At 60.7% G+C, this 12,297-nt stretch carries 9 protein-coding genes and 1 riboswitch; of the genes, 5 read left to right on the forward strand and 4 right to left on the reverse strand.

Translation table 11 applies throughout. The features are described 5' to 3' along the window. Window positions 1-110 precede the first annotated feature (110 nt). Entirely contained in the window at window positions 111-1,196 is a 1,086-nt protein-coding gene (locus ACP7AJ_RS00225) for a lysylphosphatidylglycerol synthase transmembrane domain-containing protein (protein WP_426058173.1), read from the forward strand. Between the two features lie 148 nt (window positions 1,197-1,344). Here ACP7AJ_RS00225 and ACP7AJ_RS00230 read toward each other — a convergent pair whose 3' ends face one another. Then, window positions 1,345-1,764 carry a hypothetical protein gene (locus ACP7AJ_RS00230; protein ID WP_426058174.1) on the reverse strand — a complete coding sequence of 140 codons (420 nt, stop codon included), beginning with the start codon at window positions 1,762-1,764 and terminating at the stop codon, window positions 1,345-1,347. A 181-nt stretch (window positions 1,765-1,945) separates the two neighbouring features. Between ACP7AJ_RS00230 and ACP7AJ_RS00235 the strand changes: the two genes are divergently transcribed. The 3 genes from ACP7AJ_RS00235 to ACP7AJ_RS00245 all read left to right on the forward strand — a co-directional run bounded on the left by ACP7AJ_RS00235 (window position 1,946) and on the right by ACP7AJ_RS00245 (window position 5,484). Beyond that, window positions 1,946-2,230 (forward strand): LysM peptidoglycan-binding domain-containing protein, encoded by a 285-nt coding sequence (locus ACP7AJ_RS00235; protein WP_426058175.1) that lies wholly within the window; start codon window positions 1,946-1,948, stop codon window positions 2,228-2,230. A gap of 256 nt (window positions 2,231-2,486) precedes the next feature. Continuing rightward, window positions 2,487-2,602, forward strand: a riboswitch (SAM riboswitch). 381 nt (window positions 2,603-2,983) lie between these two features. Then, window positions 2,984-4,363: an O-acetylhomoserine aminocarboxypropyltransferase/cysteine synthase family protein gene (locus ACP7AJ_RS00240; RefSeq protein ID WP_426058176.1), complete on the forward strand. Its 1,380-nt coding sequence runs from the start codon at window positions 2,984-2,986 to the stop codon at window positions 4,361-4,363. A gap of 95 nt (window positions 4,364-4,458) precedes the next feature. Next, entirely contained in the window at window positions 4,459-5,484 is a 1,026-nt protein-coding gene (locus ACP7AJ_RS00245; RefSeq protein WP_426058177.1) for a homoserine O-acetyltransferase family protein, read from the forward strand. Window positions 5,485-5,574: 90 nt separating this feature from the next. Here ACP7AJ_RS00245 and ACP7AJ_RS00250 read toward each other — a convergent pair whose 3' ends face one another. Next, a complete protein-coding gene (locus ACP7AJ_RS00250) occupies window positions 5,575-6,807 on the reverse strand; it encodes a hypothetical protein (RefSeq protein ID WP_426058178.1) in 1,233 nt (410 codons plus the stop codon). 137 nt (window positions 6,808-6,944) lie between these two features. Continuing rightward, entirely contained in the window at window positions 6,945-9,887 is a 2,943-nt protein-coding gene (locus ACP7AJ_RS00255; RefSeq protein ID WP_426058179.1) for a T9SS type A sorting domain-containing protein, read from the reverse strand. 287 nt (window positions 9,888-10,174) lie between these two features. Between ACP7AJ_RS00255 and ACP7AJ_RS00260 the strand changes: the two genes are divergently transcribed. Continuing rightward, complete coding sequence (locus ACP7AJ_RS00260; RefSeq protein WP_426058180.1) at window positions 10,175-11,083, forward strand: S66 peptidase family protein; 909 nt, start codon at window positions 10,175-10,177, stop codon at window positions 11,081-11,083. Window positions 11,084-11,186: 103 nt separating this feature from the next. Here the strand turns inward: ACP7AJ_RS00260 and ACP7AJ_RS00265 are convergent, their stop codons facing one another. After that, complete coding sequence (locus ACP7AJ_RS00265; protein WP_426058181.1) at window positions 11,187-12,215, reverse strand: M28 family peptidase; 1,029 nt, start codon at window positions 12,213-12,215, stop codon at window positions 11,187-11,189. Window positions 12,216-12,297 lie beyond the last annotated feature (82 nt).

Raw genomic sequence — 12,297 nt, forward strand, 5'->3', positions numbered from 1 at the left:
GAACGTCATGCCCGCGCCGCGGAGCATGGCGTTCTGCTTTAATGCCCTCTCTCGGCAGCCGTACCTGGCGGGCTACGCCCTACTTTTGTTCAGCGGCCCTTCCTCTTCCAATGCCTGACAAGCTCCCTGCATTTTCCGAAACCGATGCAAACTTCCTGCAGCGGCTACGGCCCTCGCGTCTCATCCTGCCGGTTGTCATTGGCTTGGGTGTTGTAGCGTTTCTGTTCTACCGCAGCTACAAGCCCGGCGAGCTAGCCCCCCTGCAGAACGCCGACTGGCGCTGGCTGCTGGTGGCCCTGCTGGTGCTGGTAGCCCGCGACCTGGGCTACATCTACCGCATCCGCCACATTGCCGAGGACGAACTGACCTACCGGCAGGCTCTGGATGTCATCATGATATGGGAATTCGCCTCCTGCGTGCTGCCCTCAGGGCAGGGCGGCACGGCAGCAGCGCCCTTTATTCTGGAAAAGGAAGGCATCCCGCTGGGCAAGGGCTTGGCTTACATCATGGTCACGGCCCTGCTCGACAACCTGTACTACGTGCTGATGGTGCCGCTGGTGGTACTGGTAGCCGGGGCTGGGCTTTATCCGCACGAGGCGCTGCAAACCGGCTTTGTGGCCACGCTGCGGGTAGCGTTTGGGGTGAGCTATATTTTTGTGATGCTCTACGCGGGCCTCATGCTCTACGCCATTTTCGTAAATCCGCGCTCGGTGCGGCGGCTGCTGGTGCGGCTGTTTTCGCTTCGGCTGCTGCGGCGCTGGCGGCGCAAAGCCTACCGCCACGGCCAGGAAATGGTGCGGGCCTCGATGCAGCTGCGCGGCAACGGCCCCCGCTACTGGTGGCAGGCGGCGGCGAGCACGGCCTTCGTCTGGACGGCCCGCTACGCCATTATTGGCTGCCTCATTGCGGCGTTTGTGCCCATGGGTGCGGGCACTTTCCTGTTCATCTTTGCCCGCAACATCACCTACAAAGTCATCCTGCTGCTGGCCATCACACCTGGCGGCGCGGGCATTGCCGAGGGCGCGTTTCCCACCTTCTTTGGCAGCTTCATCGGCACCGCTACCATGACCAGCTTCATGGTGCTGCTGTATCGGGTCGTGACATACTACCTGTATCTGGTGCTGGGTATGATTTTTTTACCGCGCTGGGTGACGCGGGTGTTCATCAAGCAGCCCGCTGCCACAGCCAAGGTTTAGCAACCTACAAGGGCAGCAGCATTGGTATCGATGGCAGAGGAGGAGAGTATTTCTGTTCTTATTCTGCCGTACTTGAACATCTTCATTCGGCACAAAAAAAGCCCCGTGCCATTGCGGCACGGGGCTTTTTCTTACGCTAAAAACCTTTTTAATCAGCTTCCAACATCAGCGCGGCGCCGTCGGCCGACTTCAGCGTGAGCTTGTCGTCGGTGAGCGTTTCCACGGTAAAAGTATTGCTGGTGGCTGAGCCATCGGGGGTCATGGTAATGGTTTTGCCCGCCTGGTCAAAGGTGTATTTTCCCGAGATAGCCCCAGTGGCACCGGTCATGTTGTAAGTGCCATTTGCAAAAATGCGCAGTTCTTCTTGCTTTTGCGCTGAGGTTTGCTTCACTTTGTCGCCGGTACTGTCAAGCTCTTTAGCAGTTTTCCATACCTTGCTGTCGGTGCCGTACAACATATTTACTCCTTCTACCTTGCCCTTATCGCTGCCACAAGCAACAGTAAACAACGATAGGAGCATCAACAGGCTAGCGAAATAACGAAGCGAAAAAAGCGAGTGAGATTTCATGAGAATAAGCAAAATGGTGAAATGAAGGAACAAGCCGCGCAATAGCGGGCTCGTCGGCTTACGGGTGGCACGCAAAAGGGTTTAGAGCGAAACCCCCCTTGAGCTTGCCCGTATATGTGCCGTGTCGGCTAGCCTTCAGGCAAGCCGCCTTATTTTATTTTTCATCAAATTGAAACTTTCCATGGGACTCTTTGATTTTCTCAGCGACAAAGGCGAGCAAAAGCCCGTAGAGCCCGCTGCAAACCCGGCTGCTGGCGGAACCGATTTTTTCGGCAACAACAGCAATCCGGCTGCTACTGGTAACTCGTACACCGTGGTAAGCGGTGACTCGCTTTCAAAAATTGCTAAAAACCACTACGGCGATGCCGCGAAGTGGCCAAAGATATACGAGGCCAACAAGGCCATCATCGGCAACAACCCTGACCTGATTGAAGTCGGCCAGGTGTTGACCCTACCTAGTCTCTAGGTACTTTTTTGCAGAAAAAAGGTGAGAAAAGCCACTCTGTTTCAGGGTGGCTTTTTTGTGCTTGAAAGGTTTGAAAGTGCTGGCTCGAAGCGGTTGGCTAGGTAGTGTCATTCAATTTTTGCACGCTGAATGCTTCGCTTGGCGGGGTACTCAAAATTATTTTTCTTGGCAAGTGCTTGCCCATAAAAAAATTTCTCGCGTACATTTGGCTCACCAACAACAAGGTACTCCTCCGCTCGCGGCGGGGAAGTTTTAAGTTTTATACAGAAGCGGCGAGAGAATAGGCTCCGTGACCCGCTGGCAACCTTCGACCGCGCGAAAGGTGCCAATTCCTACCCGCTCCGGCTCAGGCCGGGGAGGGGCATATGAATCGAGTGCCATGGAAAACCTCCTTACCTCCGCTTATTTAGTCCCGAATGCTCCGGCCGCTTTGCGTGCTCTGGCTTCGGGCTTTGTCGTTGTGGCCCCTAGCGGCTACGGCGTGTCATCGTGCCCGGCACGAATGCGAATGTGCTGTTGGTGCCCGTGTTGTTGCTAAGCTGATACCGGCTTAGACAACCCTTCCCCTCCTTCTGATTTTTTTGGTGGCCCTTTGTGCTCGCTGCTGGCTTTTTGGGCCAAGGCAGCCGGTTGGGGCCGCATCTTCAGCACGGGCCATTGGGGCTTCACTGCGCTTACAAACCGCCTTTTCAGACCGTTTTGCGCTCTTTACCTATCATTTTCTAACTTTTCACCTTCAAACGTACCCGCATTATGTCTGCTTCCCCTTTGCATTTCGAAACGCTGCAACTCCACGCCGGCCAGCAGCCCGACCCGACCACCGGTGCCCGCGCAGTGCCGCTGTTCCAAACCACTTCTTACGTATTTAAGAGCGCCGAGCATGGCGCCAACCTATTTGCCCTAAAGGAGTTCGGCAACATCTACACCCGCCTGATGAACCCGACCACCGACGTGTTTGAGCAACGCGTAGCGGCCCTCGAAGGTGGCGTGGCCGCCCTCGCCACTGGCTCGGGCCAGGCGGCCCAGTTTATTGCCCTCAACAACATTCTGCAAGCCGGCGACAACTTCGTGAGCACGGCCTACCTATACGGCGGCACCTACAATCAATTCAAGGTGGCCTTCAAGCGCCTGGGCATTGAGGCGCGCTTTGCCGACGGCGACAACCCCGCCAGCTTTGAGGCGCTGATTGACGACAAGACCAAAGCCATTTACCTGGAAACCATCGGCAATCCCAGCTTCAGCGTACCCGATTTTGAGGCAATTGCGGCCATTGCCAACAAGCACGACCTGCCGCTTATTGTGGACAACACCTTTGGGGCGGGCGGGTACCTGTTTCGGCCCCTAGAACACGGTGCGCACATTGTGGTCGAGTCGGCCACGAAGTGGATTGGCGGCCACGGCACCAGCGTGGGCGGCGTGATTGTGGACGGCGGCACCTACGACTTCGGCAATGGCAAGTTCCCGCAGTTTACCGAGCCCAGCGAGGGTTACCACGGCTTGGTTTTCAACGACGTATTTGGCAAGGGCGGGCCTTTTGGCAACATTGCCTTCATCATTCGGGCCCGGGTAGAGGGGCTGCGCGACTTTGGCCCTGCCATCAGCCCGTTCAACTCCTGGCAGCTGCTCATTGGCCTCGAAACCCTAAGCCTGCGGGTAGACCGCACCGTGGAAAATGCGCTGAAGATTGCTACCTGGCTGGAGCAGCACCCACAGGTAGAAAGCGTGAACTATCCCGGCCTGGCCAGCAGCCCCTACCACGCTACGGCCCAGAAATACCTGAAGCGCGGCTTCGGCGGCGTGCTCAGCTTCCGGGTGAAGGGCAGCAAGGAAACGGCTACACAATTCATTGATAATCTGAAGCTCATCAGCCACCTGGCCAACGTGGGCGACGCCAAGACGCTGATTATTCAGCCCTCGGCCACCACGCACCAGCAGCTAAGCGAGGAAGAGCAGCTCGCCGCTGGCGTCACGCCCACTTCGCTGCGCCTGTCGCTGGGCATCGAGCATTTTGAGGACATTAAAGCCGATTTGCAGCAGGCATTCGATGCCATTGGCAACACGGCTGCGCTCCCTACAGCGGGTGTCGACGTTGAAGAGCCGGAGCTGGAGCACGCCCAGCCACTGGAAGTATAAGTCTTTCACCGCAGGAGCCGCAGAAGGGTTTCGCAGAGGGCGTTCTTCTGCGAAACCCTTCTGCGGCTCCTGCGGTGAAAAAAAGTCAGATCCACATGCACGACCATATTCTTCCCCTCCCCGACCTGCGCCTCGAAAGCGGGGAAACCCTGGCGGGCGCCCACGTGGCCTACCGCACCTGGGGCCAGCTAAACGCCGAGCGCGACAACGTGGTCTGGGTATGCCACGCCCTTACGGCCAATGCCGACGTGCTAAGCTGGTGGCCGGGCCTGGTAGGAACGGGCTGCTACTACGACCCGGCCGACTGGTTCATTGTGTGCGCCAACGTGCTGGGCTCCTGTTACGGCAGCACCAGCCCGCTCGACCCAGACCCAGCCACGGGCCTTCCGCGCTTCCAGCACTTCCCGCGCCTGACCATTCGGGACCTGGTGGCGGCCCACGAGGCCCTGCGCCAGGACCTGGATCTGACTGATATTCACACGCTGATTGGAGGCTCGCTAGGCGGGCAGCAGGCCCTGGAATGGGCCGTGCAACGCCCCGATTTGTTTGACCATCTGGTGGTAATTGCCACCAATGCCCGGCACTCGGCCTGGGGCATTGCCTTCAACGAAGCCCAGCGCCTGGCCATCGAAGCCGACCCAACTTACGCCGCCGGCCAGCCCGGCGGGGGCGACGACGGCCTGCGTGCCGCCCGGGCCATTGCCCTGCTCAGCTACCGCAGCTATTCGGCCTACGGCGAAACCCAGACCGACCCCGACGACGAGCTGCTGCGCGAGCACCGCGCCAGTGCCTACCAACGCTACCAGGGCAACAAGCTGGTGGCCCGCTTCGACGCCTACAGCTACGTGGCCCTGAGCCGCAGCATGGACACCCACAACCTAGGCCGCGGACGCGGCGGGGTACCAGCCGCTCTGCGCCGCATTGGGGCCCGTACGTTGGTGTTGGGCATTACCTCCGACGTGTTGTTTCCGCTCAGTGAGCAGCGGGAGCTGGCCAATCATATACCCGGCGCGATGTACGCCGAACTGGATTCGCGCTATGGGCACGACGGCTTTCTGCTGGAAACGGCGGCAATCACCCACTTTCTGGAGCTATTCTACGTGCCCACTTTTGCACACTAAACGCCGGAAGCTCTGCTGCACTACCTGGCCCGCGAGCAGCGCAGTTGGCTCCTCTTGTTTCTCGGACTAGCGGGAAACGTCCCTCCTGACCTACCAAAATTCAATTCGAATGGGGAGCTGCCCGGGAAACTTTAGCGAGTAAACCCCGGCTCTTAAAGCTCCGCGCAGCACCTCTACGTCGCGGACGTGGGGATTGATGGTTCGCACCACGCGACCGGTGACGTCGAGCAGCTGGGCCTCGACGGGCAGGGCCCACGCTGGGGGCAGCACAAGGCGGATGGCATCATCTGCGGGAATGGGGTAAGCCTGCGCGGCTGGCCCGGCCTTCGCAGCGCTTGGCGCAGCCGCCGTTATTACAGTGCCCGGCTGGGCCAGGCTAGGCCGCAGAAAGTCGCGCATGGTGCGAAAGGTGGTATCGGCGTAGGCGGCATTGTTCTCAAAGGGAACGTGGCCAGCACCTCGCAAGGGGCGCAGGGTGTTGCGAATGCCCAAAGCAGTGGCCCGGGGATGCAAGCGGCCGCTGCCGTACACGTACTTGGGTGGCAGGCCACCGCCAACTCTGCCCTGCAGGTAAGGCACAGTGGCATCGGCAGTGCCGTGCACGCTGCACAGGGGCACGTTGCCCGGCTCGATGAGGCTGGGGTTTTCGGTGGCGCCGCTTAGGTTGAGCACTGCCAGCACGGCGCTGCTGTAGCCCGGGTTGCCGCTGGCGCCCTCAATGCCGCCCAGCGCCGCCAGGCCCACATACGCTGGCACTTCCGAAGCTTTGTCCAGATAGCCGACTGCAAGAGCCGCAAAGCCCCCGGCCGACGAGCCGCCAACCGTAATAAAATCGGGGTGCACGCGGTAGGTGCGGGTGGTGGCCGCGTCGCGCCGGAAGAAGCGCACGGCCGCACGCATGTCCTGCATGCCGCGAATGGCCGATTTGGCGATGTTCACCGTATCAAAAGCCGTGAGGATGGTAACGAAATCCAGCAGGCGGTAATCGATGCTGGCCGTAACGTAGCCCAGCCGGGCAAAGCGAGTACACACGTTTACCATGTAGGCATCGGTGCGGGTGCCGGTGATGAAGCCGCCCTGATGGGCAAAGATGATGATTGGCCGGCGCTGCACGGTGTCGCTGGTGGGCTGGTAGATGTCCATCAGCAACTGCTGGTTGACGCCGGCAGAATTGACCGCCGAGCCATAATTGACGCCCGACGTCACGGTCACATTCGGGAAGACGGGCTGGTAGTAACGGGCCCGCGTGGTGTCAATTTGGGCGGTAGCTGTCTGCAAACCAGCCAACAGGAGGGTCACTATAAGTAGGAAAGTTATTTTCATAGCAGTGCGAGCAAGGAGTAAACGACATACTCAACAAGGAAAACGCACCGGCTTAAAGCATTGTTTTGTCGGGCATGCAAAGAAGTTGATTGGGGGCCCCAGGCGCTCCAACCAACTTCTTTCAGCCGGGAATCATGCTATTGAACCACCACTCGGCGCACCACGGGGCTGCTGCCCACGGCGATGTGCAGTTGGTAAACACCCGGGGCCAGACCCCGCACGCTTACCTCGCCCTGAATGGGCTGGCCCGCGGCAGCTAGCTGCTGGCGTCGCACCGTTTGGCCCAAGGCGTTGGTGAGGCGCACCGTTACGGCGCCCTGGTTGCCAGCCGGCCGCGGCAGCTGCACCGTGAAGCTGGTGGAGGCCGGGTTGGGGTATACCTGCAGCTGCGCGGCCAAGGCCTTGGCCGCGCTGGTAGCCGTTAGGCTTGCAGGAGTTAGCTCCAGCGCGAAGCGGCCGGTAGCGGCCATGCCCTGCAGGGTGAAGCGGTATTCCGTGCCCGCTGCCAGCGGGAGGCGGGCGCCAGTCAGGGCATCGGTTAGGGTAAGGGCGATGCCGGGAGCAAAGTTGGTAAGCTGCTCCGCCGTGAGGACGTAGGCACCGGCTTGGTGAGCGGTGAGGCTTAGGGGAACCACCGTAGCGGCGGTGGGCACCGGCATGCCATTGATGGCCAGCACCTGGCCGGCAGCCAACGAGGCCAGGTTCAGGCCGCTGGGGTTGGGCATTTTGTAGGCGTCGAACTGCGCATCCGGCCCGGCATCGGCGCCGGCTTCGAGGTAGAGGTAGGTTTCGTCGGTATCAGTGGGAGTGGCGGCGCTGGCCAGAGTCAGGCGCAGGCGGGGGCGAGCGTCGGCGGTGCCGCGCTGCACCGTGACGGCGTTGGCCGCGCCGAATTCGCTGATGCGGGCGCTGAGCGGAAAGGTTAAAGTAACGGGCGCAGTGGCTAAGGAACGCACAAAAAACCCTTGCCCCAATGGAATGGTGGCTCCGGTGCTGCCAATGCCATTCACGTAGCTGCGGTACTGCCCGCCGTACTGGCTGCGGCTAACGAAGATGTACATGGCGCTGCTCATGCCGGCTGGAATGGGCACGTTGTCCCAGTTAAGCGCCGCCGGAAAAGGATTGCCCAACAAGTGCCAGCCAGCCGTGGGCGTGGCGGCCCCATCCAGAGTCACGGCAATGGTTTCGTTGTTGCGGGTCAACGAGCCGGTGAAAGCCAGCGTCTGGCCGGCCGTCAAGTTTATGGCGTAGCCTTGGCCGCGGCCAGACGCTACCACCGGCAGGCTGGGGTTGAGAGCGGGCACCAGCCAGCCTTTGTCGAATTCGGAGTAGCTCGTGGCAGGGGATGTGGTGGCCCGCCGCTGGTCGTATGCAAACACGTTCGGGAAAGGCGTCACCAAATCGGGCCGGGGGCTGGTATTGTAAGCCGGATTAAGTATCGGGGTGAAGGCAGGCGCGGACAGGTTGGCCAGGGTGGCATCGTCGAACGGCAGGGTAAGGTGCCGGTAGCCGAGGCCCGGGTTCACGGCGGGGTCTATGTAGCGCTGCAACGTGAAGGCGCTGCTCAGCGCTGCAGCCCCAGGGGCCACCAGGGCCGTGCCGGCAGGGCCCGAAAGCAGCGTAATGGCGTGGCCGCTGTTATTGAGAGTGCCGCTGGTGGGCATCAGCTTCTCACTTATGCGCAGCGCATTCGTCAGGGTCACCGAATTGGCAGTAGGCACGGCCACTTCTAGCTCGCGCACTTGCGTGGGCAGGCCGGAGCCGGTTAGCTGGCTGGCGGCGCCCTCGTAGACGTAGCCGGCAGCGGAGCTGAATGTGCGCGTGCCCGTGTTGCGAATGTCGCCGGTAGCACCGCTGGCCGCAATGCCGTCGGGGCTGCAAATTCGGAGCGTGGCACCGGCTTGCAACTCAAAATCACCCGGGCCGTCGACCACGAAGCAGCTGGTTTTCAAGGAGCCCGGAGTTTGGCCCGACAGGCTGCGGACAATCAGGTTGCCATGCACGGTAATGTTGCCGGTGAGCAGGGCCTGGCCGCTGTTGATGGTGATGTCTTGGTAATTGCCGCCAGCCACGTTGGTGGGGGTGTTGATGACGAGGCTAGGGTATGCCGTGGCCGTAACCGGCACCAGCAGCGGCCTCAGGAAGTCACGGATGTCGCGAAACGTGGTATCGGCATAAGCCAGCTGGCTGGCGCTGGTACCGTGCTGCGGAATGTGTGGAGCTCCACGCAGCGTGCGTAGCGTGTTGGGCACGCCCACTGTAGTAGCATAAGGATGAAGCCTGCCGCTGCCGTACACATACTTGGGAGGCAGGCCGGCCCCTATTTTTCCTTGCAGGTAAGGCACCACGGCATCGGCGGTGCCGTGAATGCTGTAGAGCGGCGCGTTGCCCGACTCGATGAGGCTTGGCTGCTCGGTGGCGCCGCTTAGGTTGAGCACTGCCAGCACGGTGCTGCTGTAGCCCGGGTTGCCGCTGGCGCCCTCAATGCCGCCCAGCGCCGCCAGGCCCACATACGCTGGTACTTCCGAAGCTTTGTCCAGATAGCCGACCTCCAAGGCCATAAATCCCCCGGCCGAGGCCCCGCCGACCACAATCCGGCTCGGGCTTACGCGGTAAGTCTTCGTGGTGGCCGCGTCGCGGCGGAAAAACCGTACAGCGGCGCGCAGGTCCTGCATGCCCCGAATGGCCGCCCGGGCCACATTCACCGTGTCGAAAGGTAGAAACAGCAGGCGGTAATCGATGCTGGCCGTGACGTAGCCTAGCTGGGCAAAGCGAGTGCAAACGTCTACCATGTATTGGTCGGTGCGCGAGCCTCTTACGAAACCACCCTCGTGGGCAAAGATGATAACCGGCCGCTCGGGCGCCACATCGCCGCTGGGCTGGTAAATGTCCATCAGCAGCGTTTGGGTGGCGCCCGAAAACGTGACCGCCGAACCGTAGGCTACGCCCGAAACCACGGTCACGTTCTGGAAGATGGGCTGGTGGTAGCGCCCGCCGGTGGTGTCGATGGGCGTTTGAGCCGAAGCGGTTTGCCAAGCACTGAAGACCAGCAACCAAGCTAACAGTAGAATAGATTTCATAGAAACGGAAAAAGAGTAGGGCGTGATGCTGTTGGGCCACAAACCTTGTACTTATAGTACAAAGTTGTACCTAAAGTATAAATCAGAAGGAAGTGCTGTGGCCAACTGCGGTTTCGAAGCGAGTTGTGAGCCTTGATGGAGGAGCAAGTATTGCAGATTGACGCAGGGCCGGCGCTAGTTGCGGGGCCAATTCTGCCCCAAACTTAACCGCCAGCCTTGGCATCGCCGTTGGCCGAGTGGCAGCCGGGCAAGTCCTGCTTTATTTGCGGCCGCATTCTTTGATTCTCATGTCGGTTCATTTCCCTCCTGCCTTGCAGCCCGGCCAGCGTGTGGCCATTGTCAGTCCCGCTCGTAAAATCAGCGCGGCTGAGCTGGCGCCTGCCATCGAAACGCTCGAAAGCTGGGGCCTGGAAGTAGTGCTGGGCGAAAGCATTGCCGGCGACCACCACCAGTTTGCCGGCCCCGACGACCTGCGCCGCCGCGACTTCCAGCGCCAATTGGATGACCCCAGCATCCGCGCCATTCTCTGCGCCCGGGGCGGCTACGGCACGGCCCGCCTCATTGATGGCCTGGACTTTTCGCGCTTTGCCCAGCAGCCCAAGTGGGTGGCGGGCTTTTCCGACATCACCGTGCTCAACAGCCACTTGCTGCGCCTGGACTGCGCTAGCATCCACGGCGTGATGCCGGTGCTGTTTCATCAGGAAGGTGGCGAGGCGGCCCTGGAAAGCCTGCGCCGCGCCCTGTTTGGCGAAGCTCCGCTCCCGCTGCAGGTGCCAGCGCACCGCCTCAACCGGCCCGGTACCGCGACCGGCCAGCTCGTGGGCGGCAATTTGAGCTTGCTACATACCATCACGGGCACGGCCTCGCAGGCCAGCTTTGCGGGCCGCATCCTGTTTCTGGAAGACCTCGACGAGTACCTCTACCACATCGACCGCATGATGCTGCACCTGCACCGGAGCGGGCAGCTGGCGGGCCTAGCGGGCCTTGTAGTCGGCCACTTTTCGCAGATGCGCGACAATACGGTGCCATTCGGCGGCGCCGCCGAGGAAATCATTGACTCGTACGCCCAGCTTTATAACTTCCCGGTTGGCTACGGCTTCCCTGTGGGGCATGAGGCCGACAACATGGCCCTGGTGGTGGGCAGCGACGCCCGCCTGGAGGTAAACGCCACCGGGGCCCGGCTCACGGCACTGTAGCGCTGTAGCGCGAACATGTAGTTCGCGTCCGAACCCAAACTATTTGCAAACGGCGCGGGGACGCGAACTACAAGTTCGCGCTACAGCCTTACGGTCAGATCAATTAGTCTACATACAGCGTCTGCAGCACCGTTTGTCCCACAGCTTTGAGGGTCTTGCGGTCGATGATGCTCATGTTATCGCTGGTGGCGTGGTGGTAGGCGGGGAAAAAGGCCTCGCTGTTATTGTAGTGGTAGATGTCGACGGTAGGAATGCCTGCCTGGTTGGTGTACACGTGGTCATCGGTGATGCCGCCGGTATCGACGTACAAAAAGTAATCGGAGTAGCCGAGGCGATTGGCCACGTTCCAGATTTTGTCGAGCGCAAAGCGGGCGCTATTGCGCGAGGTTTCTTCGCGGGTGAATTTGCCGCCCTTGGCCCCCACCATGTCGAGCAACACGCCGTACTCGGCCTTGTAGTTTTTCGGCAGCAGGTTTTTGGCCCAGTACTGCGAGCCCAGGCACCAGGAATCGGTGCCGCTGCCTTCGAGCTGGTTTTTCAGGTCGGACTGCGTAGCGCTGTCATGGCCCCAATCTTCGGCGTCGAAGAGAATAAAATCGACGCCTACGTTGGGCGCGAGGCTGTCGGGTTGCTGGCTGAGCACACGGGCCATTTCCAGAGCCACGGCCACGGCGCTGGCGCCGTCGGAGGCACCGTCCATGGGGGCGTTTTTCTTCTCTTTGTCGTCATCGGCGAAGGGCCGGGTGTCCCAGTGACCGAAGATGGCCACCCGGCGCGCGGCCTGTGGCTGGTACTGCACCACAATGTTGCGCGCCTTGATGTAGGTGCCGTCGAAAGTCATGGCCTCAAAGGGCTGCTCCATCACTTTCAAGCCATAGCTTTTAAACTTGACCACCAGCCAGTTGCCGGTTGCCACATGCGCCTTGGAGTTGGGCACGCGCGGTCCAAAGGCTACCTGCTTGGCAGTGAAAACGTAGGCCGAGTCGGCGTTGAAAACCGGAGCTTTGGGCAACGGGGCTTCGGCGGGGGCAGAGGTATCGGCGGTTTCGGTGGTTTTCTTATCCGGGCAGCCGGTGAGGAACAGCAAGCCGGCGAGTGCGGCTACGGGAAGGCGAAGGGAGAGGAAATTCATATTTTTCTGTCATCCTGAGCGCAGCGAAGGACCTTGTCGCGCCAGAAGCATTTGGATTATTAACTCAACTATTTGCGAGCGT

Source organism: Hymenobacter sp. B1770 (genome assembly GCF_049896385.1).
In the GTDB taxonomy this organism is placed as follows: Bacteria; Bacteroidota; Bacteroidia; order Cytophagales; family Hymenobacteraceae; genus Hymenobacter.